Annotated in this window: 18 protein-coding genes; all 18 read right to left on the bottom strand. The window is 61.2% G+C overall.

Going from position 1 to position 24,394, the window contains the following annotated elements:
* Positions 1-116: 116 nt before the first annotated feature.
* Positions 117-1,547 carry a VasL domain-containing protein gene (locus I6L38_RS06300; protein ID WP_201885038.1) on the bottom strand — a complete coding sequence of 477 codons (1,431 nt, stop codon included), beginning with the start codon at positions 1,545-1,547 and terminating at the stop codon, positions 117-119.
* 46 nt (positions 1,548-1,593) lie between these two features.
* On the bottom strand, positions 1,594-5,079 hold the full coding sequence (gene tssM / locus I6L38_RS06295; RefSeq protein WP_216989295.1) for a type VI secretion system membrane subunit TssM: 3,486 nt from the start codon (positions 5,077-5,079) through the stop codon (positions 1,594-1,596).
* Positions 5,080-5,120: 41 nt separating this feature from the next.
* Entirely contained in the window at positions 5,121-6,560 is a 1,440-nt protein-coding gene (gene tssA, locus I6L38_RS06290) for a type VI secretion system protein TssA (RefSeq protein WP_216989294.1), read from the bottom strand.
* Between the two features lie 8 nt (positions 6,561-6,568).
* Complete coding sequence (gene vasI, locus I6L38_RS06285) at positions 6,569-7,174, bottom strand: type VI secretion system-associated protein VasI (RefSeq protein WP_216989293.1); 606 nt, start codon at positions 7,172-7,174, stop codon at positions 6,569-6,571.
* Entirely contained in the window at positions 7,174-8,712 is a 1,539-nt protein-coding gene (vasH, locus tag I6L38_RS06280) for a sigma-54-dependent transcriptional regulator VasH (protein WP_216989292.1), read from the bottom strand. Before vasH ends, vasI begins: the two co-directional genes overlap by 1 nt.
* Before the next feature lie 2 nt (positions 8,713-8,714).
* A complete protein-coding gene (gene tssH / locus I6L38_RS06275; RefSeq protein ID WP_216989291.1) occupies positions 8,715-11,357 on the bottom strand; it encodes a type VI secretion system ATPase TssH in 2,643 nt (880 codons plus the stop codon).
* A 20-nt stretch (positions 11,358-11,377) separates the two neighbouring features.
* Entirely contained in the window at positions 11,378-12,157 is a 780-nt protein-coding gene (icmH, locus tag I6L38_RS06270; RefSeq protein ID WP_216989290.1) for a type IVB secretion system protein IcmH/DotU, read from the bottom strand.
* A 22-nt stretch (positions 12,158-12,179) separates the two neighbouring features.
* Positions 12,180-13,514, bottom strand: coding sequence for a type VI secretion system baseplate subunit TssK (gene tssK / locus I6L38_RS06265; RefSeq protein WP_216989289.1), 1,335 nt, complete (start codon positions 13,512-13,514; stop codon positions 12,180-12,182).
* Positions 13,515-13,516: 2 nt separating this feature from the next.
* Positions 13,517-14,032, bottom strand: a complete 516-nt coding sequence (gene tssJ, locus I6L38_RS06260) for a type VI secretion system lipoprotein TssJ (protein WP_216989288.1) — start codon at positions 14,030-14,032, stop codon at positions 13,517-13,519.
* Entirely contained in the window at positions 14,032-15,312 is a 1,281-nt protein-coding gene (tagH, locus tag I6L38_RS06255) for a type VI secretion system-associated FHA domain protein TagH (RefSeq protein ID WP_216989287.1), read from the bottom strand. The genes tssJ and tagH overlap by 1 nt, the downstream gene beginning before the upstream one ends.
* 56 nt (positions 15,313-15,368) lie before the next feature.
* Entirely contained in the window at positions 15,369-16,367 is a 999-nt protein-coding gene (tssG, locus tag I6L38_RS06250; protein WP_017787306.1) for a type VI secretion system baseplate subunit TssG, read from the bottom strand.
* The gene (gene tssF / locus I6L38_RS06245; protein WP_019840944.1) at positions 16,331-18,097 is read right to left on the bottom strand and encodes a type VI secretion system baseplate subunit TssF; all 1,767 of its coding nucleotides are present in this window, start codon (positions 18,095-18,097) and stop codon (positions 16,331-16,333) included. The genes tssG and tssF overlap by 37 nt, the downstream gene beginning before the upstream one ends.
* 3 nt (positions 18,098-18,100) lie before the next feature.
* Positions 18,101-18,532, bottom strand: a complete 432-nt coding sequence (tssE, locus tag I6L38_RS06240) for a type VI secretion system baseplate subunit TssE (protein WP_010634233.1) — start codon at positions 18,530-18,532, stop codon at positions 18,101-18,103.
* Between the two features lie 6 nt (positions 18,533-18,538).
* Positions 18,539-20,017 carry a type VI secretion system contractile sheath large subunit gene (gene tssC, locus I6L38_RS06235; protein ID WP_017764288.1) on the bottom strand — a complete coding sequence of 493 codons (1,479 nt, stop codon included), beginning with the start codon at positions 20,015-20,017 and terminating at the stop codon, positions 18,539-18,541.
* 38 nt (positions 20,018-20,055) lie between these two features.
* A complete protein-coding gene (tssB, locus tag I6L38_RS06230) occupies positions 20,056-20,559 on the bottom strand; it encodes a type VI secretion system contractile sheath small subunit (RefSeq protein WP_017764287.1) in 504 nt (167 codons plus the stop codon).
* Between the two features lie 657 nt (positions 20,560-21,216).
* Positions 21,217-22,590, bottom strand: a complete 1,374-nt coding sequence (locus I6L38_RS06225) for a tetratricopeptide repeat protein (protein WP_226009918.1) — start codon at positions 22,588-22,590, stop codon at positions 21,217-21,219.
* A gap of 139 nt (positions 22,591-22,729) precedes the next feature.
* The gene (locus tag I6L38_RS06220) at positions 22,730-23,275 is read right to left on the bottom strand and encodes a hypothetical protein (RefSeq protein ID WP_117404255.1); all 546 of its coding nucleotides are present in this window, start codon (positions 23,273-23,275) and stop codon (positions 22,730-22,732) included.
* Between the two features lie 123 nt (positions 23,276-23,398).
* Positions 23,399-24,388, bottom strand: a complete 990-nt coding sequence (locus tag I6L38_RS06215; RefSeq protein ID WP_117404253.1) for a PoNi-like cognate immunity protein — start codon at positions 24,386-24,388, stop codon at positions 23,399-23,401.
* Positions 24,389-24,394: the final 6 nt, after the last annotated feature.

Below are 24,394 nucleotides of genomic sequence, written 5' to 3'. Positions count from 1 at the left end.
AGTCTGACAAATCTGCTGCAATCCATTGCGCAAGACAGGGCAAGTTTTCCGGCAAACCTTGCCTTGCCAGTCAAATTCACCATACCTTGCGCCACTCTTTGCTCAGACCAGCATTTTCAGCTACCAGAAGCGCCCTGTTGCAGCTGATAGAGGCGGATGTTGAGCGCTTTCAGATCATTTTCCAGGCTCTTGAGCTCGGCTGCCGTGATGGGCTCCTGAGAGGCTTTTCTCGCCTCCAGTTCATCCAGGCGCAGACTGAACGGGATGTTCTGCATCAGGTTCTTCTGCACTTCGTAGAGCTGGGATTTGAGGTAGGAGATGGTCACCGTCTTGCGCTGGCGCTCCAGCTCCAGCAGCTGATCAAGCAGCGCATCCACCCCGGCGCGGGCATCCAGATAGGTGGGCACGCTGATGACATCCCCCTGCTGGCTGCCAAGCTGCGTCTGCCACTGCTTGTCCAGCGCCTTGACCGCCAGCGAGTCGGGATAGAGCATCTGTAACGAGTTCCGCAGTCCCTCACCGTAGCGATACCAGTAGAGCGGCGACGTCTGCTCGAGCCGGGTCAACTGGTTCTGGTAGCGGGCTACCAGATCGCTCTCCATGTTCTGCAGAGTCTGCTCCCCCAGCACGATGCGCGCCTGGCGAATGTCGTCGTAGCTGAGGGCTCGGGGCAGCTCGGCGGCCGGCTGTACCAGGCGCTGGGCCGCCACGGTTTTCTCCTGCTGATGTTGCTGCCAGCCGAGCCACCCCATCACTGGCAGGGCGCAGCTGAGCAGGCCACAGCCAAACCAGAACCAGGCGGGACGCTGCCGGCGGTGCTGCTCAATCTTCAGCACGGTGGGCTTGACCTGCCCCTTCTCTCGCCCCACCAGAATGCTGCCCTGGGGCAGGTGCGGGGTCGATGCCGAGACCGTGCCGCCGTGCTCACTCTCCATGTCGGACTTGAAGAACACCATGGGCGGGATCTGCAGATCCTCCTTGAGGCCCGGCTCGTCGGAGACGATGACGATCTCGGTCTCATCGAACAGGTGGGTATACCCCTCGATGAAGTGCACCAGATTCTCGACCCGGGGAATGCGGCTCAGATCCGCGTTGTGCAGCTTCTCGCTGATGAGCTGCAGCGCCCGCTCGCAGCGATAGATCAGCCGCTTGTCCTCGTGGCTGATCTGGTACTGGCGAATGACGTCGCTGATGCGGGCGATGAACCAGTCGAGCATCTCGATGCGGGCCCGCTCCTGATGGACCGGCGGCCAGAAGCTCTCCCACTGGGTGACGATGAGGTTGGCGAGAAACTCGCACCCTTCGGTAAAACCGCTGAGCCCCTGCAGGCGCGAACGGGCCAGGGTGAAGTAGATGGCGGTCTGCAGATCCACCCCGTGTTTTTCGAAGATGAGGCTGGCGAGCTGATGGATCCGCTGCCAGTCCACCTCGGGGCGCGAAGCGTGGCTGAGCTTGTTGATCTCGGCCCGCAGCGCCTCGTACTCCGGCAACATCCTGGGGTCGCGCCCCACTTTCAGGGCCTGCTGACCTTGTTGATTCTGTGACATATGAACTTCCAACACAGGAAGGGGGCACAGCGTGCCCCCGACGCGATTAATAGAGGGATTCGGGCAGTCTGAACTGGCTGAACAGACCGCCGGTGAAGGGGTTTTGCGCGCTGTCGGTGTAGACGCGATAGGTCATGGCCCCCTGATCCACCGGGAAGCGCACATCGAAGGTGGCGTCATTGACCTGGGTCAGCTCCCCCTTGTCCATCAGGCGGAACATGGCCCAGGGGCCGACAAAGCCTTCGCTGCGCGGTGAACGCTCGCGGGCGGCCGGCACCAGGGTTATCTTGCTCTCGGCCCCGTCGCGCATGGTGTTGGGCCACACCAGCGGGATCTTGGTACGGCGGCCATGGGCGTATTCCAGCAACTGGCCATCCAGGTTCAGCACGCTGCGCCGCTTGTTGGCGGTGAGCTCGATGGGCTCGAGGGCAAACTGCACCTCCAGGTTGCCCTGCTGGCTGAAGAAGATCTGGCGGATACGGGCAGCACGGTCCAGCTGCTTGACCAGCTCGGCCTGGATGGGCGAGCTGAACTCGCCTTCCATCAGGCCGCTCTCCACCATGGGTTTGAGGTTGACCTGATAGAAGCTGTCCAGCGTCCCACCCGGCGCAAAGAAGCGCTCCATCTCGGAGAGGGGCACGTCCTTGTTCGAGCTCGGATCAAACGGATAACGACCGGCCAGCTGGCTGTTGAAGGGGACCAGCACCTTGTCCTGCCACTCCTGATTGAGAGAGGACATGGCCAGGTCGATCACCAGTCGCGAGCTCTGCTCGGAGAGCTGACCCACCCAGCGATCGAGCGGGGCCGGCAGGCTGCGGGCATATTGCTGCAGCGCGAACACCGGATCGGCGTACTTGTTGGTCATGCGCAGCTGCACCGCTTTCAAGGCGGACTGGCCCGGCTCGGTGGCGTTGACGATGAGCTCCAGGTAGTGCTGCAGCTCCACCAGCTTCTGGTTAACCTCCTGAATGAGCGGCCCCTGCTCACCACGTCCAGCCAATACTCCATTAGTGGCCATAAAGGGGCGACCGATGCGAGCGCTGATGGCCTGGGCCGGGTCCCCTTCCACATCGGAGATCTTGCGAATGCGGGTGTTGTCATCCAGCGAGGCCAGTACCCGCTGGAACGGCTGATCGTTGCCGGTGATGGCAGCGAGCACGTCCAGCGCCTGCTCCGGGCTCTCCAGGGTCTGCACGTCCAGATTGGTCAGCAGTTTTTGCCACTGGTTGACGTAATCGGTGACGTAACGGTCGTTGACCTGACGGGTGATCTCCTTGCGATCCGCCTCGCTCAGCTGGCTCAGCTTGCGCTGGCCCAGCACCCAGGCATCCATGGCGGTGAGATCGATGAGCGCCTTGTCTTGCTTGAGGAAGAAGTCGTTGAAACCGGGCCAGGTGAGCAGCCGCGGCACCTGGCCGGCGTTGTCGCTGCGCAGGGCAAACACGGTGTCGAAGGTGGGGCCCACCTCGTCACGCACATTGAGATCCGGCGGCAATACATCGCCCGCCTTCACCACCAGGTTCTGGTAGACCCGCTGATACATGGGCAGCTTGCCGAGCTCGCGCTGGGCACCGTAGACCGGCTCCTTGAAGGGCACGAAGGCGGTGATGGCGGCCTGATCCCGCTCTGCCCTGGCGCCATACCAGTTGGTGTGATCGAGGGCATAGTCCAGGTGCCCCATCAGCTGCTCCTGCACCGCCCCCTGCCCCGGAAAGGCCTTCTGCCAGCGGCTCGCCATGTACTGCGCCACCAGCTCCTTGTTGCGACCGGACGCATCGTCCAGCATCCGCATCACCCGCAGGATGGCAAGCTTCTCCTCGCTCCCCGCAGGTGCCTGGTTGAGATCCTCAAGCAACCCCTGCATCTGGGCCGGCAGAAAGCGCAGGCTCAGCAGTTGCAGGTAGGAGCCCTCCACATAAGGACCAATCTCGTCCCCCTGGTAGAGGCCGAGGTCGGCCACCAGTGGCATCCGCTCACGGTAGTTGCCAAAGGAGAGGGTCGCCTCACGAATGAGGTTGAGGCGCGGCAGCTGGCTCACCCCGAAGGCGTGGGCATCGGCCACCTCGTTGGTCTCCATGAAAGCCTGCGCCTTGGTCAGTACGTTGCGGCCCGCCTCCTCGTTGACCCGGTAGAAGTAGTGCCAGCCACCGATGAGGGCTGCCGAGAAGAGTGACAGGCAGCTGAGGCCGATGGCCATGCGGCGCCGGCGATAGAGGGTGTGCAGCCGGTTCTCGCCGGCCAGATGGGCCTCCGGGAAGATGATGGAGGAGAACAGCTGGCGCACGAAATAGGTGTTGGACTCCCCGCGCAGGGCCGAGTGGATGGGATCTGGCAGGTTGTAGCGGCGGGAGGCTGCCTGGGCAAACGCATCGAACGGCACCCCTTGCTGATAGACGGAGCTGACATAGACCCCGCGCACCAACAGCGGCTTGCTCTCCTCGATGGCCAGGGTCTCGGCCAGCAGGCTGGTCACGTAATCCTTGAGGCCCGCCAGCTGGCGCACGAACGAGAACAGCGCGTTGCGCTGGGCGGCATCGAGCCGGCTCAGCATCAGCTCGGGCAGATTCTGGTTGAGGTTGTCCACCCACTGATCCCAGAACAGGGCCAGATCCTGCTGCCAGTCGGCGCCCGGCTTGAAGGTCACCCCCAGCACGGCCTCGCGGGCCTCCTTGTCGAGCTGCTGGTAGATCACGTCAAAGCCGCGCAGCAGATCAAGCTTGGTGAAGGTGACATAGAGCGGCAACCGGGTATTCATGGTGGCCGACACCTCCTGCAGGCGCGAGCGCATCAGCTGGGCATAAGCCTTGCGCTCGGCCACGCTGGCGTGAGAGAGCCAGGCCAGATCCACGGTCAGCACCAGGCCGTTGAGGGGTTGGCGACGGCGGTGTTCATTGAGCCAGCCGAGCAGGTGCAGCCAGAGCCGCTCATGCTTGCGCGCCTGGGGATCCAGTTCGGCTTCGCTCTGGGAGAGCAGCACCCCGGCGGGATCCAGCATCACCGCCTGTTCCCCCAGCCAGCAATCCACCAGCTGATCCTGCGCCACGTCGCGCAGCTCGGTATCGAGTCTCGGGTTGAGCTTGTTGGCCGGGTTGGCGCGGTGAATGAGGCTGCTCTTGCCGCTGCCGGGCAGGCCCAGCACCAGATACCAGGGCATGGCGTAGAGCGCCCCCTTGCCCAGATGGGTATTCAGCGCCTGCAGCCAGCGATCGAGGAACAGCGCCTGCCTGTCGATGAGCCCCTTGACAGGATCCTGCTCCAGCACCACCTCGTGCTGACGCTCGGCCTTGAACTGCTGCATCTTGCGCCACACCCGCCAGGAGACTACCCCCAGCAGCAGCCAGAGCCAGAGCAGGGTGAACACCACCCGCCCCCACAGCGGCTCGAACGGCTTGGCGCCGCGCACCTCGAGACGCGGGCCCAGCCACCACACCAGGATGAGAGCCAGCACCCAGAGCACAGCACCGAGCAGGGGCCAAGAGGGTTTCAATTTCGGCAGCTGTTGCCGCAGAAAAGTAAAAATGGTTTTGAACATAAAATGTGATCCAACTCCGACTCAATGACTCATTTCGGCACTCATTTCGACAACGGCGCCGCCAGGCTCTCCAGGCGGTTGACCAGCCCGGGCTCCCAGTGCGACAACCCGAGGCGACTGGCCTCTTGCCACAAGTGTTGATAGTGCTGGCGCGCAAGCGCCTCCATGCCTTCCTGCGCCAACAGCTCCGCCTGCACCAGCAAGGCATGGAAGCGATCTCTTGGCTCTTTCAACTGCGTCATCCGCTCATCGAGCAGGGCGAGCGCCGCCGCGACCCCTTGCTCGCCGTGACGCTGGGCCACCTCCTCGGCCAGTCCCGCCTCGCCACTGCCGGCACTGCCGCCCTTGGCCGGTTGCAGCCAGCGGCTGCACTCGGGGGAGAGAAACGGCGAGCCGTCGCTAAAAGCGAGCTCCCGCAGGGCCGGCAGGCGCTGCAGGAAAGCGCCGAGCTCCTCGGCGATCGCCTGGGCCACCGCCCCGAAGCCGAGCTTCTGGGCCACCTCGGCCGAGAGCCTGTGCCCCTCGAACCAGTAGGGCGCCAGAGTCAGGCTCTGCTCGATGCGTTGCCAGAGCCCCTGTTCAGGGACGTTCATGGCGGCGCGATACTCGTCCACCATGTCCGCCGACATGGGCGCCAGCGGGGTTTTATTGCCCGCCCCGCTCATGGGAACCGCCGTGATCCCGGCCCAGACGGCGTGACGGCGCAGCCGATAGCCCACTGCCGCCTCCGGCTGGCGTTCGATCAGGAGCTCAGCCACCTTGAGCTGGGTCTGGCGCCAGGCGCGATCGTTGGAGCTGTCGACATCGATGCCGGCACTGCCGCCACCGCCGCTGAGTACCATGGCGCCGCTGGCACTCGGCCCAGCCGCTGTCGGGCTGCCCGCTGCCGCCGCGCCGCTGCTCTGAGACTGCCCAGCAGCATCAGCCTGCGCCTGCGCCACCTGCTGGCGCTGGGCCCGCTTCAGCCCCATCACCAACGGGTCGAGCAGCTCCCCCTTGTCGGGACACTGCGCCAGCCAGACCCGCTCCAACTGCTCGGCCTGGGCCAGCAACTGGGCCAGCTCGGCTGCCGAGGCGCTCTCGCAGATGCGCGGCAGGGCCCCTTCGAAGCGCTTGACGATTTGCACCATCAGCCGCTGTTTCTGGCTGGTATTGCCGGGCCAGGCCAGCAGCCAGTAGGCCTGGATCCAGGCCTCCAGCAGGCTGATCGCAGCCCCCAGCGGGGTCGCCTTGGCCGGGTGCTGCAGGCAGCGCAGCAGCTGGGCCAGCACCCGCATGTCCTTGGTGCGGCTCTCCAGCAAGCCGAGGCAAGCCTCGGCTACCGCATTGAGATCGACCTGGCTGTGAGCGAGGGATCCCAGCTTGACCAGCTCGGTTTCCACGTAGTCCCAGCGCGGCTCATCGGCCAGCACCGCGCCTCTTATCTGTTCATCCGGCAGGCTGGTGAGCAGGCGTGCACACCAGGGGTGTTGATAGCTCATCTTCCCCCCTACCAGCGGCACTGCTGACGCAGCGGTACCAGCGCCTCTTTCAGGCCGCTCAAGTCAACCCGCAAGAGGGCACCGTTGTCGGCCCGCACCTGCAGCTCGCGATGGCCCAGCCAGCGCTTGAGCTCTTCGATGGCGGGCAGACCGCGGCCATATTCCAGCAACAGACCCTGATCCCGAATAAACCAGCTCTGGGAGCCGGCACTCGGCTGACCATCCAGCGCGACCTGCACCTTCTCGCCGCTCCAGGGCTGATCCAGCCGCAGCCGGATATGGGTGATGCTGTCGACGCAGCCGATGGAGAGCGTCGCGCCGCGCAGCGCCGGACGGGTCAGGGTTTCACTGCCACGCGCCTCATCGCTTTGCAGGAGGAAGGGGGCGCTCGCTGGCGTGCGGGCCTGCTCCTGGGCCCAGATGGCCTGCCAGGCCGCCGATTTGGGGGAATCCCCTTCGGTGGCACTGACCGCTCCATTGCCGATGGCGTCGTAGCAGGCGAGCCGCACCAGCGGCGAGGGCTCCTGCCGGCAGGCTTGCCAGCGCGCCATGTCCAGCGGTGCCTCGGCCGCACTGGTGGCCAGCAGCAGAGGCAATAGGGCGATGACGCTCATCAGTTCACCTCCAGTTTCTGGCACTTGTGATCCAGGGTGCGCTTGGGTATGTTGAGACTCTCGGCCACCAGCATCCGGTTGCCGTGGAAGTGGCGCAGGCGCGCCTCGATGACGGAGGCCTCGTACTGCTGCATGGCCCGGCGCAGATCGCGGATGTGGTTGTAGTCGTCCATGTAGCCGGGCAACTCGACGCAGACCCGCTCGCGCAGCTCTGGCGGCAACGCCTCCAGCCCCACCTCCTCCCCGGAGCGGGTATGGGCACAGGCCACCTCCAGCAGGTTGCGCAGCTCGCGCACGTTGCCGGGGAAGTCATAGGTCTGCAGCTGTTTCAAGAACTTGCGCTGCAAGCCGGCGAGCGTCTTGCCATCCTGGGCGGCAAACTGGGCCATGAAGTGCTGACAGAGCAGCGGCACATCCTCGATATGCTCGCGCAGGGGGGCGATCAGCAGCAGGCACTGACAGAGACGGTGGTAGAGGTCGGCCCGAAACCGCCCCTCCTCCACATGACGGGTGAGCGGCTGATGGGTCGCGGCGATGAGGCGAAAATCGGAGTGATACTCCTGCTCGGCCCCGAGCGGCCGGTAACTGCGGGTTTCCAGCACCCGCAGCAGCTTGGCCTGCATGGCGGCGGGCATGTCGCCCACCTCGTCCAGAAACAGGGTACCGCCGTTGGCCTGGGCCACCAGCCCGGTCTTGTTGGCTAGGGCGCCGGAGAAGGCCCCCTTCTGGTAGCCGAACAGCTCGCTCTCGATGAGGTTCTCCGGGATGGCGGCGCAGTTGATGGCGACAAAGGGCTTGTTGGCGCGATCGGAGCACTGGTGCACCAGCCGTGCCACCACTTCCTTGCCGCTGCCGGTCTCGCCCTGGATCAGCACGGTCAGCTTGTGCTGGCCAGCCTGGTTTATCTGCTCGCGCAGCCCGCGGATCACCGCCGACTGGCCGACCAGCTGATCGCCGAGCAGCTTCTCGTGCTGACGCAGCCGCTCCCCCTCTCCCTTCATCTGGCGCAGGGAGTCGCGCAGTACTCCCTGATCCCGCCGGCTGCGACCGAGATCGCGAATGAGGGTGAGCTGGTTGCAAAAGACCTGGGAGAGCTGGGCCAGCTCGGGGCCGTCGGCCCAGGCCCGCAGCACCTCCCCCTCATCCATCAGGGCCAGCACGGCAAACGGCTTGCCGTTGCCATCCAGCAGCGGATAGGCGTGCAGGCCGCACTGCTGGCCAAGGTCGGCCAGCAGTGCGCGAAAACCGGCGTGCTCGATGCGAGCGCCGCCGTAGAGGGAGTCCCAGGTGCGGGACTGAGCTTTGTGCAGCACATAGGCAAGGGGGTGGGAAAAATCGTCCACCGCCAACCCCAGCGTCACTTCCTTCCCCCTGACCCAGCCTTTGCATTCGAGCTGACGGCCGCTTATATCCAGCATGCCGAGCAGCAGCCCCCTGGGCTGGAAGCTGGCATGGAGGGTCGAGCTCCACCAGTGACACAGATGCGGCTCATCGCGCTGGGCGGTGAGTGCCAGGGCAAATGCGAGGGCTTGCTCCATACTCAAGCCCCCACCTCGGCCACGAACTGGTGATCGGCCACGGAAAAGTGGACGCGCTTGATGGGTTCACCGGCCGAGAGGCGCTGCAGCAGTTGCAGGGAGACCGGCGGCAGCAGGGCTCCGTCGATGACGGATTCAAGCATACGCGCGCCGTTCTCGCTGCGATTGGCCCGCAGCAGGATCTCCTCGGCCACCTCGTCGTCCAGCACCACCTCGGCGCCGAAACGCTCCTTGAGCAGCTTGACCAGCCGGTTGAGCTTGCCGCCGACGATCTGCACTAGCGTGTCGTGACCGAGCGGCAGGTAGGGGATCACCTCCATCCGCGCCAACAGCGCCGGCTTGAAGAAGGCGGCGAGCTCCGGATAGAGGGCATCCAGCAGCATGTCTGGCTGCTCGGCGTGGTCGACGATGGTCTGGAAACCGAGGTTGGAAGTGAGGAAGAAGACCACGTTCTTGCAGTCGATGATGCGCCCTTCCCCGTCCGCCAGCTCGCCCTTGTCGAACGCCTGATAGAATAGGTTGAGCACGTCCGGGTGGGCCTTCTCTACCTCATCCAGCAGCACCACGGAATAGGGCTTCTGCCGAATGGCCTCGGTCAGCACGCCCCCCTCGCCAAAGCCGACGTAGCCGGGCGGCGAGCCGATGAGACGGGAGACAGTGTGCTTCTCCTGATACTCGGACATGTTGATGGTGGTCAGATACTGGCGACCACCAAACATCAGCTCGGCAATCTGCAGCACGGTTTCGGTCTTGCCGACCCCGCTCGGTCCCACCAGCAGGAAGGCCCCCAGCGGGCGGCCGGGACGACGCAGGTCGGCGCGAGCGGTCAGCAGATGCTTGTGCAGGTGGGCCACCGCCACATCCTGCCCCTTGATAAGCTCGCCGAGGTACTCCGGCAAGCGGGTCACCACGTCCAGCTCCCCTTGTGAGATGCGATTGAGGGGCACCCCGGTCCACTCGGCGATGACGGCAGCAATCTGGGTCTTGTCGACGTGAGCTGAGACCAGCACTTCTCCTTGCTGCAGCTCGGCCAGCTCGCGCTCGAGGGTGGCCAGCTGCTCGGCAGCGGCTTGCGGATCGAGCGGCGCATCGGCGAGATCCAGCGCCTCTCTGGCCAGCATCTCATCCTGCTGATCGGCCAGCAGCGCCGCGCGCAGCTCGACTATCTGGTGCACCAGCCCCTGCTGCTGCTGCCAGCGGGCCTCCTGCTCGGCCAGTTCTTCGCGGCAAGCCTGCTGGGCCCCCTGCAGTTCGGCCAGGCGATCTGCGTTGTCACCAAGACCGATCAGGCTCTGGCGCTCCAGCTGGCGGATCTCCAGCTCGCGCTGGCGCAGCGCGTTTTGCAGGTGGCTGACCGCGCGCGGCGGCGTGGTGAGGTTGATGGCCACCCGGGCACAGGCGGTGTCGAGCACGTCGATCGCCTTGTCCGGCAACTGACGGCCGGAGATGTAGCGGGCGGAGAGCTGGGCGGCGGCCTGCAGCGCCTCCTCGTCGATCAGCACCCCGTGGGCCTTCTCGTAGATGCTGCGCAGGCCGCGCAGGATCACGGTGGCCTCGTCGGCATCGGGCTCACCGACCTTCACCAGCTGGAAGCGGCGCGACAGGGCCGCGTCTTTTTCCACGTATTTCTTGTACTCGCCCCAGGTGGTGGCGGCGATGGTGCGCAGCTCGCCCCGGGCCAGCGCCGGCTTGATGAGGTTGGAGACATCCAGCCCACCCGCCTGGTTGCCGGCCCCAATCAGGGTGTGCGCCTCGTCAATGAAGAGGATGACTGGCTGCACGGCGTCCTTGACCTCCTGCATCACCCCCTTGAAGCGTTTCTCGAACTCTCCCTTGACCGAGGCGCCGGCCTGCATGGCACCGAGATCCAGCGTCATCAGCTCGACCCCGCGCAGCTTTTCGGGCACCTGACCCGCCACCATGCGCAGGGCCAGCCCCTCGATGAGGGCGCTCTTGCCGACACCGGCCTCCCCCACGACTATGGGGTTGTTCTTGCGACGACGGGAGAGGATGTCAATCATCAGGTCGATTTCGTGATCCCGGCAGAGCACGGGGTCCAGGCTGCCCTGGCGAGCCTGTTCGGTCACGTTGACGGTAAAGCGGGCCAGCAAGCTGGCATCGGCCGGCAGCGCGGCCTGGGCCGTCTTGCCGCCGGGGGCAGTGGTCACTTGCGTCTCGGCAGACTCCTTGACCCACTCGTCAAACTGCTGGCGCAGCAGCTCGCGATTGACCTTGGCAAGCAGGCGGGTCACCGAGCCCGGCAAATAGCGCTGCGGGGTCATCAGCAGCACCAGCAGCATGACGCCGCTGCGAAGCTGACCATGCTGCAACTCGGCGGAAGCGAGCAACCAGCTGTCTTGCAGCCACTCCACCAGCATGGGCGAAAAGGAGGGGTAACCCTGGCCATAACCGTTGTCAACCGGCGAGGGTTGCAGCAGGGTTTTCAGCTCTTCAACGTCGACCTCGGCCACCTTCAGGATCTGGCGCACGTCGCTCAGCGGGGTCTCCAGCATCTTGAGCAGCAGGTGCTCGATGCGGATCTCGGCCCCCTGATGATTGACACAGAGGGCCGCGGCCTCCTCCAGCATGTGACGGCAGATGGGGTTGAGTCTTTCCACCAGTACCGGTAGCTCTATACGAATCAAGGCGTGCTCTCCTTAGTATTTTATTTTAATAATTCGCCCAGTTGACGCAGTACGTCCTGGGTCTGGTTATTGAGTTGGTGGTGATAGAGGCCGAAGATCAGCGCCAGGATCAACGCCCCGCCCATGAACAGGCTGCGCAGGGAAACCTGCTTGCGCAGCTGATAGCGGGAGGCCTGCTGCCCCAGATCGAGGTGAAACACGCTGGGTGCCTCGCCACCAGCCTCGGGGGCCAACTGCTTGTGCAGCTGGCGCACGATGCGCTCGAACTCCTCCCGCCCCTGGCTCATCACCTTGTAGCGCCCCTCGAAGCCGAGGCAGAGGCACAGGTAGATGAACTCCAGGATGTCGCGATAGCGCTCGGGGTCTTCCTGCAGACGGGCCAGCAGCACGAACACCTTCTCGCCGCCCCAGGTCTCGTTGTGGAAGCGGGCCAGCAGGGAGTGCTGGGACCATTCGCTCTGGCTGCCCCAGTCGCGCCCCATCACGGCCTCATCGATGAAGGTGCAGAGGATGTAGCGAAACGACAGCACCACCCCGTTCTCGTAACCCTGGGCCATCAGCTCCTGTTCGATGGCCTGGATCTCGGTCACCACCCGCTGGTAGAGCTCGGGCACCTGGTCATAGCGCGACAGCAGGCGCACCCGCTGCACCAGCCCCAGCAAGGGGGTCACCGCGTCGATCATCGGGTTGATGCTCTGGCCGCGCAGGCGGAACCAGTAGTCCGAATCCATGTCCAGCTGTTCGGCGTGATCGAACAGCAGGTCGCTGAGTTGCTCGTTCTTGATAATGTCCGTGGTCATCTCTGCTTATTCCTTGGTGCGATCACTGGCTGCGAATGGCCCAGAGCTGCATGTCGAGCTCGGGGAAGTCGCCGGCGATGTGGAAGGCAAGGGTATTGCTGACCGCCAGCATCTGCCAGGCCGGGCTCTGCCGGTCGAGCTGGAAGTAGCTGTAACCGGCGTGATAGGGCAGCTGGCGCGGCGCCACCGGCAGCGGCAGCAGCGGGATGCCGGGCAGTTGCAGGCTGATGAGCTCGCGGATCTTGTCGCTGGAGGCCACCTTGGTCTGCTGCAGCAGCTGTTTGCGCAACTGCTCCTGCGGCATGCGGGCGCGCACCGCCAGCACGAAGTCGGCGCTTTTCATCAGCTCGCTCTCGTTGACCATGGCCACCATGATGCCGTACTGGTGTTTGCGCAGCTGGATGGAGACGGCGCGCGGCGACAGCACGGTACTGAGCGCTTGGCGCAGGGCCAGCATCACCGGCTCGAAGCTCACCTGCTGATCGTCGTGACGATAGGCCGGAAACTCCGGCGGTAGGCGGGACTCGTCAGTAAAGGTCATCAGCTCGCCGCAGAGCTGCACCAGCAACTCGTGCAGCCGCTCCGGGTGCAGGGTACCCAGGCGCGCCAGATGAGAGAGCTGGGGCTGGGCCCGGTTCAGGAGCTGCAACATCATGAACTCGGCCACATCGGCCACCCCCTGCTGGCCGGGCGCTGCGATGCGCTGGGAGAGGCTGCGCGCCCGCTCCGCCACCAAACCCGCCGACTCGCCGAGGAAGCGTTTGAGGGCCGGAATGGCCGACACGCTGATGCTGCAGGGCATGAAGTTGGGATCCAGGACCAGACCGCCATCGGGGCGTTTGTCCAGAATGCGGGCGATGGCCAGGGAGGCGTAGGCACTGCGATCTTCGCGCTCCAGCATCAGGCGCAGGCTGACCCGACCCACTTCGAGGGAGACCACGTCTCCCCCTTCGCTGTGCAGATCGCGCACATCGTGGCGATGGGCCTGCAGGCGGGTAGCGACCTGGCCGCCCTGCCCCACCTCGTTGACGCCGCTTACCGAGAGCGGCAGCGCCAGATAAACCTTCTGGTTGGCCACCGAGGCGTCGGTGATCTCCAGCGGGGTCGGCAGCATGTCGTCGTTGGGGATGTTGAACACGGTCCCGTCCGGCAGGATACCGGTGGCCCCGACCAGGGCGATGCGACCAAAGCCCAGGTAATCCTCGTTGATGGCGAGCGACTGCAAGCCGTAGAAATAGTCGGACAGCGCGCTCAGGCGAGCGTGCAGCGCGTAATCCGAATGCCTTTGTTGTTGCTGGAAGTGCTGGGGCTTGATGAAGAGCCCCTCACGCCAGATAACCCGATTTCGACTCGACATGGTTATTCTTCTTCTTTTTGCAGTTCCACTTCATCCAGGCGCAGGTGCACCAGGATTTGATAAGCCGCGCCCTTGCTCTTGATCTTGATGACCTTGCGCCACTCGGCGCTGTCCGGGTCGGCGTAGCGTGCGATCACGCCGATGTAACGGGTCTTCTCGTCGAGCTTGACGGGAGGCAGGTATTTGAACTGGCCCGGCAGCAGGGTGTAGTCCTGATGATCCAGGTAGTTCTTGCCAAGGGCCTTCTCGACATCTGCCGTCACCTGGTCGTAGTCGGTGGCGAGCAGCTTGGAATCCTCGGCCAGCAGCACCACCTGAAACTCGATGGGCGCCGCCTCCCCGCTCTCGTTGGGGTTGACGTCAGGCTCCGCCAGCAGGCTCAGCCCCAGGGTCGCCGGTTGACTGTCATTGCTACCCACCTGGATATCCGGGTTCATAGCGACGTCGGCCATCTTGCCCATGGTGGTACAGCCAGCCAGGGCCAGCAGAGCCGCCCCCAGCATCAGCGCACGTATCATCAAATCAGTCCCTGTTGCTGACGCACGGCCTGGTCATAGGCCTGGGCATACACCTGGTGGAACAGCTTGTCGAACCCCTGCTGGCGGGCGGAGGTGAGCTCGCGGTAGTAGTGTTGGTACATGTTCCAGGCCCAGCCTTCGTCGGCCGTGTCCGGTGCACCGCTGCGGCGGTATTGCTCGAACCGCCCCAGCAGGGCCTGCGGCGAAAACGCCTGCAGGATGCTGTCGAGGGCTGCGCCGATGGCCTGCTGGTTCGCCACGTGGTGGATGCGCACATTGTTCAGGCTCTCGGCCACCGCCGCCGGCGCACTCAGGTGGACCGGGCTCTTCTGCTCGGCAAACAGCACCGCCAGGGTCTCGTCATAGTCAAGGCCCAGGCGCAGCGGGTTGTCCTCGATGGGGCGCAGGTGCTTGTCCGCCAGCGCCGCCTGTTCGGTTTGCAACTGCAGCAACCCCTCCACCATGGCCCGCACCGTCTTGCCCATCTCTTCGAGCATGTCGTGGGCCTGCTGGGTGTCCTGCAGTTGCAAGGGCTGACCCAGGCCGCGCATCAGCGGGGTCAGGGCCACGTGATCGACGCCGTCCAGCGACAGCTGATAATCGGGGTGGTTCTCGATGCTGGGCATATCCAGAAATTCTTGGTTCATGGTGTTCTCGACAGCAGAAAAGGGGGCAAGGGGGGAAACGTCCACATCCGGCTGTGAACGCGGTGAAGCCTGCAGGCGACTATCCGCCAGCGGGCCATCCGTCGGCACGCCAGCTGTTGGCAAGCCATCCATCAACGAATTGGGGGTCCGGCGCTCCTGTTGCAGTGCCAGCAGGGGATCGGCCGCCAGGGTACGCGGATCATCGGTTCGGGCTGCAGGCTCATCACCGGTCAGCCACTCGTCGAGCTGCTCGGTGGCGCGATTGCCGAGCACCTGCTGCAGGCTCTGCTCCGGGGTGATGGCCCCCAGGTAGGTACGCAGCCGGAACGGGCCGACGATGAGCTCGTCCCCCTGCTCCAGATGCACTTTGCGGGCCCGCCCGATGGGTGAGGTGGCGCCATTGATATAGGTCTGGCCGCTCAGATCGCACAGGCAGAAGCGACCGTCGTTGAGCTCGATACGGGCGTGGGCGGGCAGCACGGCCCCCAACCTGTCCCGCAGCTGCCAGTCATCCTGCTCGGAGGCGCCCAGGGTCCCCCCCATCTCGTCGAAGCGGTACTGCACCTGCTGGCTGCCGTCGAGCTGTTCGCTGTTGAGCACCACCAGGGAAAGTTGCTGGTTAAAATCGTCCACGGTTACTCCTGCACTGATCTCTGTACTTAAATGTTCTGCGCAGCTTATTTCTGCACTTATTCCTGCACACAAATGGTCACGAACGGATCGCTCGGCGGCTGGCCGAGAAAGGTACTCCACCCCAGACGGGCACTCTGCTCTTCACCGAGTCTCAGTCCCCTCGCCTGCTCCTGACCGAAACCCAGCCGCAGATCCCAGGCCAGCTGATCGCGCAGGATGAAGGAGACGAAGGTCACCAGGGCGTGGAAGTGCTCCCCGTTCGGCAGAAACCCGAGAAACTGGCCAAAACTCAGGTTGTTGATCTTCAACAAGAACTTGCCGGCACAGTCGTTCACCTTGTCGCCGATGACAAAGTCATCCCCCAGGGTGGCGCAGGCACCGCCAAGGCGGTTTTGCTGATCCTGATGAATAGGCACCTTGCGCCACTGCCAGGCGCTCACCTCCACGTCCGCCAGATCGAAGCAGTGGGCCACCAGACCGGCCACCACCTCGGGGGAGCGGCTGGGGCTCGCCAGCATGCCCGCATAGGAGAGCATCTTGGCCCGGTTGACCGGCAGGCTCTGGCAGACCGCCTCGTTGCCAAGCCCTACCAGAGCAAACATCAGGCGGGAGAAGCCATCCTCGCCGTTGTCCTGAAACCGGACGTGGTAGCGATACTTGCGCCAGATCCGGTGCAGCAGGGTCAGCAGGCGGTGATGGAAGAAATCCAGGAACAGGCCGAGCTTCTGCTCCCCCTGGGCGTACTCCCATGCCAGCGAATCGAGGTAATAGCCAGGCATCGGTGACTGGCTGCCGTGCAGACCGAGAAAGGCCACCTCCAGCTCGTGGCGGCCCTGCCCGTCCCGGCCAATCTGCAACACGTCACTGGTAGGGAACCCCAGGGAGGCGGTCGCCTTGAAGCGGATGTTCTCGTCACCGGGCAGGTAGTCGAGCCCTCGCTCCTGATCGGCACCATCCAGCCGGTTGAGCAGCTCAACCAGCTGGAAGAAGTTGAAGCGGGGTGCGTCCTTGCCGGACGTCACATCAGGGAGTGCTGACCGATCTGGACTGGCCACTGATAGCGCTCCTTGTTGTCGAGATTGACCACCTCAAGCAGGTGGAAGGCGTTGACGCTGGCGTACAGCGAGAAGAAGTGGGCCAGCACGGTGCTGAACAGATAGAGCTCCCCTTCGCTGCCAAAGGCAGACTGGCGGATAGAGAGCACCGACTTGAGCCCCCGCACCGGCATGCCACGTACCAGCCGGTCCACCGGCTTGGTTTCGATCTCCTCGATCCCCGCCAGCCGCTTGCGCGAGGCCTGCTCTGCCTGCTTGTCGTGCAGCGCCGGAAAATCGTAGGTACGCAGCACCTGCACCAGGGCATCGCGGCGCAATAGGGAGACATAGTTGAGCGACAGGTTGGAAATCAGCGTCCAGTGCAGACTGCCGTCCAGCGCCGGGCGCAGCGGCCGGGTCGGCCGGATCAGGTTGCGGAAGGTGGCAAACGAGGGTGAGCTGCCGGTTGGCACGCAGACGCTGCCCACCTTGAGGCGGGCGGCGCGGGAGCGGTTGGTACAGGTGAGCGTCACCGAGATGGATTCATCCAGTTCGACCGTGGTGGTTTCATCCCCGCGCACGAACGAGAGGCTGTGCTCGAAACCATCCCCGCTCACCGCCTCCTTGACCCGCACCCGGTAGTAGAGCGCCAGCCGCTGCTTGGCCCGCTCAATCTGGTGCTGGAAGCTCTCGAACGGCTGATAGATGCGCGGCGTGCCGCGGGAGCGGCCGAGGTTCCCCTCGACCCAACCTTCCACCTGATCCACCGAGAAGATCTCGAAGCTGTCGGCATGGCGATAACTCGCCTTCAGGGGGTACTCCGCCTGACGGCCATTGAGATTGACCGGCTCGCTGTCGTGCTGGAACAGGTTGATGGCCGGCACGCAGTTGAGCATGAAGGAGTCGGGTCGGATCTTGAGCTCCGCCGGCAGCGGCCGGTCGAAGCAGAAGTGCACCTTGAATTCGCTCACCGGCAACGGCTGTTTGGGCCAGTCGCCACCGGCGAGTTCGAAGAAGAGGAAGCTTTCCGGGAAGCAGAAATACTCCTGCAGGATCCGGTAGCCGGAATAGACGTTGTTCGGATAGGGCAAGAGCGCATCACCGCGCTCGAAGCCGACCGGTTTGAGGGCCTTGGCCTCCTGACGAAAGCGCTTGCCGTCGATCTCGAGCTCGATATGGGAGAGCTGGTTGGAGAGCCAGAAGTAGAGCTCATAGGCGGTGTAGCTGTCGCCACCGAGGAAGAAGCGCAGCTTGTCCAGCTGCAACTCGCTGAGCGGCAGAGGGGCATGCAGGGCGATATCCAGCGAGATGGTGGAGAGATCGTTGCCGCTCTGGGCGGCAATATGACGGATATCGGCCGGATAGACCCAGGTATCGTGACAGGTCTGGAAATGGCAGGTCACCTCGTCCATGGGCAGGCTGTCGAGCTGGCAGCCTTGCCTGACCAGCGCCGGCTGGGCGATGGCCCCCGGAATGACCGAAAACTGCATGATGGTCATGCTGGGCACGGGACGCAGGTAGTTGGGCCAGAGCATGTTGAGCAGACCGTGGGTCAGCTCGGGAAACTCATCCTCAATCTTGGCGCGCAGGTTGCCCGTGAGGAAGGCGAATCCCTCCAGCAGGCGCTCCACGTCCGGATCGCTATTTTGCTCCGACAGAAAGCGGGTGAGCTCGGGATGGCTATCTGCAAATTCGCGCCCTTGCAGGCGCAAAAATGCCAGTTCATCCCTGAAGTAATGTTCCAGCGACATTGATCAGACCATGCGGTAGTGACGATGACTGTCCATATGGACGTTGAACGAGGTAACTTGCTCGATATGCTCCAGCCGCACGTGGGCCGTCACCTGAAACGACATCTCAAGCGGACTCGCCTGATGGTCGGGTGAACGGACATCCACATGCACGATCCGCGGTTCATAACGACGGATGCATTGCCGGATCGCCTCCCGGATCCGCCCCTTGATGTCGGCACTGCCCTGGGTGGCATCGTTGAAATCGATGACCCCGAGGTCAGGTGCGCTGCGACAATTGCCGGGACGGGTGTTGAGTACCTGTTCGAGCTGCCGTTTAACAGACGCGATCAGTTCCTCAGACTCCGTACGGGGGGAGGAGCCAAGCCCCTCCCCCCTGATGCGATCAAACAGACTGGCCGCATTTCCTCTATCCCAGGAAGAGAGATGCGGCATCGGGCCTTATTCCTTGTCCAGACGACCTACCAGAGAGAGCTCGAAGCTCGCCCCCATGTACTTGAAGTGCGGGCGCACCGACATGGCAACCTGATACCAGCCCGGCTCCCCTTCCACGTCCAGCACCTTGATCTGGGCGGCACGCAGCGGGCGGCGACTGCGCACCTCTGCCGGCGGGTTTTCCTGGTCTGCAACAAACTGCCGGATCCAGCTGTTCAGCTCACGCTCCAGATCCTGACGTTCCTTCCAGGAGCCGATCTGCTCGCGCTGCAGCACTTTGATGTAGTGCGCCAAGCGGTTGATGATGAACATGTAGGGCAGCTGGGTACCCAGCTTGTAGTTGGTTTCCGCCTCCCGGCCTTCCTTGGTATTCGGGAATACCTTGGGTTTTTGCACCGAGTTAGCGGAGAAGAAGGCGGCGTTGTCGCTGTCTTTGCGCATGGTCAGGGTGATGAAGCCCTCTTCCGACAGCTCGTATTCACGACGATCGGTGATGAGCACCTCGGTCGGTATCTTCGCCTGCAGCTGACCCATGGCTTCATAGACGTGTACCGGCAGATCGTGGATGGCACCACCACTCTGCGGGCCTATGATGTTCGGGCACCAGCGATACTTGGCGAAACTGTCGGTCAGGGAGGTGCCCATCAGATAGGCGGTGTTGCCCCACAGATAGTGGTCGTGATCCGAGCTGATATCTTCCTGATAGTTGAAGCCCTTGATGGGGTTCTCGGTCGGATCGTAGGGCAGACGTGCCAGGAAGCGCGGTGCGGTCAGCCCCAGATAGCGGGCATCTTCCGATTCACGCAACGCACGCCACTTGGTGTAGGCCGGACCTTCGAAGACTGACTTGAGATCCTTGATGGAGGGCAGATCGGTAAAGCTGTCGACCCCGAAGAAGGCGGGTGCGACGGAAGAGATGAAGGGGGCATGGGACATGGCCCCTACCGCGCTGACATACTGCATCAGCTTGATGTCGGGAGAGCTGTGGGTGAAGGCGTAATCACCGATCACGGCCCCCACCGGCTGGCCACCAAACTGGCCATATCCGCTGGAATAAACATGTTTGTAGAGACCGGACTGGGTGATTTCGGGTGAAAACTCGAAATCTTCCAGCAGCTCTTCCTTGGTGGCATGCAGCACCTGGATCTTGATGTTCTCGCGAAAATCGGTGCGATCCACCAAAAGCTTGAGGGAGCGCCAGGAGGACTCCATCTCCTGCAGCTCCTTGGCATGCAGGATCACGTCCATCTGCTTGCCGAGCTTCTTGTCGAGCTCGACAATCATGCTGTCCACCAAGGCCTTGTTGACCGGACTGCTGGCAGTGCCGCTATCCAGGATGTTGGCAATCAGGGCAGCTACTCCCTGCTTGGCGACACTGTAACCCTCATCCACCGGGGTGATGCGAGCCTGCGCCATGATTTCGTCCAGCAAGGACGAGGAGGCGGCACTCGCCCCCGCTTGAACCTGTTCTTCGACCAAAGACATGTTTTTTCCTTTTCTCGTCAATCAATCCAACCCGGCGATCACTCGGCAGGTTTAATCAAATCCAGCTCTTTGAGCAGTTGCTCACGCGCTTCATCACTGGACAACAGCTCCTGCAAACGATTGCGGAAGGCGGGGATATTGCCGAGCGGCCCCTTCAAGGCAACCAGGGCCTCACGCAGCTCCAGCAGCTTGCGCAGCTCGGGCACCTGCTGGGCCACGCTGTCAGGGGTGAAGTCTTCCAGAGACTGGATCTTGATCGAAACCGGCAACTCGTCCTGGCTGTTTTCCTCCAGGCGATTGGGAACGGAAAAATTCAGTTCCAGTGCAGATTCTTTCATGACGGAAGAGAAATTATTCTTGTCGATGGAGACGGTCTGACGCTCCTCGATGGGGGTGTCTTCGGTGCGTCCCTTCATGTTGCCGACCACCATCATGGTCAAGGGAAGTTCTACTTCTCCCTGTTGACCTCCGGTCGACGGTACATATTTGATATTAATACGTTCCTTGGGTGCAACAGTGGCCCCATCAATATTTTTTCCCATGCTCTAAATACCAAGTTGTGGGTCTATCCAGACCCAAAAGCTTATAGCCGGTGGTTTAGCCAACAACTGTCAAAAATGACAGTTGACGCTATTGCCGGTTGGCAAGAGACCAATCCACTGGCCAACAGATATGCGTTCGACCAAAAAGAGCAACAGCTCTAATTATCAAAAGCACAATACCCACTTGTTTATTCATAACAACCCGAAGTGCCTCTACTCTATCGTTAGAGGTCATATTGGCTTAAATGCCATTTATAATTAATGGTATATTTATAGATGAGCTACCGTCAATGAAATATCCGTGAAAAAGAAATTACAAAAATAAAAAACCAATTAAAACAACAGTTTAACTGCAACCACTTAAATCTTGAAAGGTGAGGATTGATATATTAACAAAAAACAAACCTATAACTTTCAACTGTTATCATACCCCATCACGCCAAACTCCAGCAGTTGTGCGTCAATTATTGACTGATTGAGTCAAGATAGTAATGCGCCAGGTTATGACGCTAGAAAGAAGAAAGGGATTGTTCATACATGAAAACATGATAAAGGTTGTTTTCATCTACGCGAATAACAGATAAGCAAGTTAATAAGAGTTCTGTTGTATCAACCTCACATGAAAAACGCTAACCCTCTAAAAAATAATACAATTGATCAGCCAGGCTGATCATAATTCTGACTAGATTGCTGTAAGAACCAATGCTGCGCCAATTTCTGTCCGACACTTTTCTCTTTTTCCGTCATGCCTTTCTCCAGCTCATCACGCGCTTTGGCTGACTCTTGATTACCCTCGGTTGCCGCCAACAGATACCATGCATAAGCATGCACTCTATTGCGTGGAGCTCCCAACCCCTGTTCACGCATGATCCCCATGCGATATTGGGCCAATCGGTGTCGGGCATTGGCCGCCAGCCGATACTGTTTGAGTGCTTGCGGGTAGTCTTCCTTGCCACCCAACCCGAGCCGCAGCATCTCGCCATAGGCGTAACGCGCATTGACATTGCCCTGTGCTGCCGCCAGTGCAAAATAGTGGCGAGCGGTCACCAGGTCCCCTTGCTCTTGCTGCCATTGAGCCAATGCAAACTGAGCCTGACTGAATCCCCCTTCTGCGGCACGCGTCAACCAATACTCTCGTTCTGCGGCACCACTCTGCTGCAAGCTCAATTGATATTCGGCCTCATGGGAGCCACTTCCTGCCGCCAGCTCCAGCCAATAGCGGCCAAGTGCAAGATCCTGGTGAACCTGTTTGCCGACCAGATAGGCCTGCCCCAGCCACAACTGGGCCGGTGCAGAGCCCGCATTGGCGGCTCGCAGATAAAGGCTGAATGCCTCTTCAGAAGGCGCCTTGCGGGCCAGCACCAACAAGGCATCCGGCTGTTGCTGCGCGGCTGCTTTCTCATACCAGTGCAAAGCAAGATCGGAGCGCTTGCTCACCCCTTTCCCTTGCTCATAGCGAGCACCAAGCTGATATTGAGCATCGCGATTACCCTGCTCCGCGGCCTTCTCCAGCCACTTGACGGCATCTTCATCGGCCCCAGCCTGACCTGCATACCACTGCCCCAGAACCAACTGGGCATTCGCATGATCGCGCTTGGCTGCCTGCTCGAACCAGTCGAGGCACTCACTGACCAGCTTGTCCTTGTGCCGTTGCCGGCAATCCTGACCCAACTGATAGCTGGCTTCGGCATTGCCCAACTTGGCTGATTTTTGCCACCATTGCGTGGCCAGCATAGGGTTCTTTGGTTCCCCCAACCCTGCCTGATACCAACTCCCTACTTGCAGGGCTGCCTTTCCCCGCAGTCCGGCATCAGCCGCCAACGGACCGACTTGATCGGCGGCCTGCTTCATCCAGCGCATCGCCTGCGGGTAATCGGGCTTGGCCACCAAACGATTGGCCAATTCATATTGGGCCTTGCCCTGCCCTTGTTGTGCGGCTTGCAAGAGTTCGGATTCCGTCTGTGACGTCGTGGTTGTACAAGCGGCCAGCCAATGGCTCGCCAGCACCAAGCATAATGTGCGGTATGTCATCATTGATATCTGCGACTAATTAAGATGGGAGGGAGAACTGCATACATGACATTTTCTAACTACTTTCTGTATTTACTATTTCACGTTGGCTCTGTTTCAATAAATACCGGTATAGGGCTTTTTCGGTTGATACAAGGCGCTATTGTTCGTTCACATGGTCCAGCTTGACCAGATGCAGACCCAGCTTGCGCCCCTCGTTTAACAGTTTATCGAGAACATCCGTTCGACAAATAAACCCTGTATATTGATCTGCATCTATATCCCAAAGCACGACTTCATATTCTCGCGCTTGCAGCCATAAGTCATAAAGCACCAACAGGCGCCAAACCGATGTATCCTCACCCGGTTCGGCGCAAATGAAGTGCTCCTTCAAGCCATGAATATCCGCCAATGCGTTGCCCTGCAACTCAACTTCCTCGACGTCTCGCCAGTCAATATTGAGACACACCCAATGCTCATCAGAGTTGAATTCAACAAGTGCTGACACAATGCCACCCTGTAGCTCATCGGTATGGGTATTCATCAGCGCGTTCAATCTGCCGACTCTGATCTCTTCAGGCAGAGGAGATAGTAAAATTGATAGGAGCCATTTCTTTCTTCGTCTTTCGACATAGACCATGGGAATCAACAGGGGTGACAAGATAATGACGGATAGGAGCAGAAATAGTTTTTTTATCGCCTTCACCTTTCTTTCCCGATTTTTTCATACAGAGCCAAAGGGGCCAAGCAATACCACGGCAGCACCAAAACGATGTTCGGTTCGCGATGTATCGATCACGCAGACAATGCATGATCGATACACTGCGGACTACTCCTGTACCCAGAACAACATGTCATCCTTGTTGACATGGGTTTGGGAAGGTAAGCTCTGCCCTTTGCGAAGCTGCCACTGCTCATCGGTCAGGTTGCAGCGCCAGTTGCCATCCTGCTCCACCACGGAACCCGGCATGGCAATAGGATGTTGGGCTACTCGCAATGCCTGCCATTTCTCTGCAATACCATTGGCTCTGGCATAATCGACCAGATCCTTGGGGTAATAGCGCATGTCTCGATAGCTGCTGTCATCCAGCTCATAAAGCAGGGTGACCAGCGCCGCTTCAAAAGCCCAATAGCCAAAGTAGATGGCATGCTTTGCCTTGTGCCTGTCGTGCCAATAGCACTCTTTACACCCCTTGTACCATCCTTTGAGATATTGCTTGATGCTCGCCTGACGCTCAACCTTGGTGGGATTCACACCATCTCCCTTGATGGCATCAAATAGCGGGCGGTACACCTCTGGAATATAGGATTCTGGACCTCGAGGGAAGCCAGGATAACCCAGGCGGGCCAACAGTACGCTCCACAACGGGTCGTCGTCCCCTTCCGGATTCTTACTGATATAACGCACCAACTCGGGCAATATCTCATCCTGGCCATAGAGGATGCTTAATGAGAGCATCCAGAGCAGATATTGATAAGCATCTTGCTCCCAGTAATAAAACTGTTCATCTGGAAACTCTTTTTTATGGCGTAAAAACTCTTTAGTGACGATGCCTAGCTGAGCAATAACCTCTTCATGAGAGACTCCGCCAGAATAAAGCAAGATCAGATGTTCAAGATTATCCATAAACATGCCCGCACTGGCACCAGAGCGAGTAGGCAATCCTGCTGGGTCACTCCAGCGTTCATGGTGAGGATCATTTATCCAACTCCACCACTCCTGGTCAAAATAGAGCGATTCTTTGTAGTCTTCTAGCTGAACCAAGAAGAAATCCTCAGATAATAGTGGATCTCGACGCTGCTCAATAAACGAACTCATTCTCTA

The sequence above is a fragment of the Aeromonas sp. FDAARGOS 1408 genome (assembly GCF_019048665.1).
Classification (GTDB): Bacteria; Pseudomonadota; Gammaproteobacteria; order Enterobacterales; family Aeromonadaceae; genus Aeromonas; species Aeromonas dhakensis.
Note: the sequence above shows the minus strand (reverse complement) of the source record. Positions and strands in the feature narration are given on the sequence as shown.

Bases quoted from the DNA above. Each gene is read 5' to 3' on its own strand.
- I6L38_RS06300 (WP_201885038.1), bottom strand. From the start codon at position 1,547: ATGTCACAGAATCAACAAGGTCAGCAGGCCCTGAAAGTGGGGCGCGAC.
- tssM (WP_216989295.1), bottom strand. From the start codon at position 5,079: ATGTTCAAAACCATTTTTACTTTTCTGCGGCAACAGCTGCCGAAATTG.
- tssA (WP_216989294.1), bottom strand. From the start codon at position 6,560: ATGAGCTATCAACACCCCTGGTGTGCACGCCTGCTCACCAGCCTGCCG.
- vasI (WP_216989293.1), bottom strand. From the start codon at position 7,174: ATGAGCGTCATCGCCCTATTGCCTCTGCTGCTGGCCACCAGTGCGGCC.
- vasH (WP_216989292.1), bottom strand. From the start codon at position 8,712: ATGGAGCAAGCCCTCGCATTTGCCCTGGCACTCACCGCCCAGCGCGAT.
- icmH (WP_216989290.1), bottom strand. From the start codon at position 12,157: ATGACCACGGACATTATCAAGAACGAGCAACTCAGCGACCTGCTGTTC.
- tssK (WP_216989289.1), bottom strand. From the start codon at position 13,514: ATGTCGAGTCGAAATCGGGTTATCTGGCGTGAGGGGCTCTTCATCAAG.
- tssJ (WP_216989288.1), bottom strand. From the start codon at position 14,032: ATGATACGTGCGCTGATGCTGGGGGCGGCTCTGCTGGCCCTGGCTGGC.
- tssF (WP_019840944.1), bottom strand. From the start codon at position 18,097: ATGTCGCTGGAACATTACTTCAGGGATGAACTGGCATTTTTGCGCCTG.
- tssE (WP_010634233.1), bottom strand. From the start codon at position 18,532: ATGCCGCATCTCTCTTCCTGGGATAGAGGAAATGCGGCCAGTCTGTTT.
- tssC (WP_017764288.1), bottom strand. From the start codon at position 20,017: ATGTCTTTGGTCGAAGAACAGGTTCAAGCGGGGGCGAGTGCCGCCTCC.
- tssB (WP_017764287.1), bottom strand. From the start codon at position 20,559: ATGGGAAAAAATATTGATGGGGCCACTGTTGCACCCAAGGAACGTATT.
- I6L38_RS06225 (WP_226009918.1), bottom strand. From the start codon at position 22,590: ATGACATACCGCACATTATGCTTGGTGCTGGCGAGCCATTGGCTGGCC.
- I6L38_RS06215 (WP_117404253.1), bottom strand. From the start codon at position 24,388: ATGAGTTCGTTTATTGAGCAGCGTCGAGATCCACTATTATCTGAGGAT.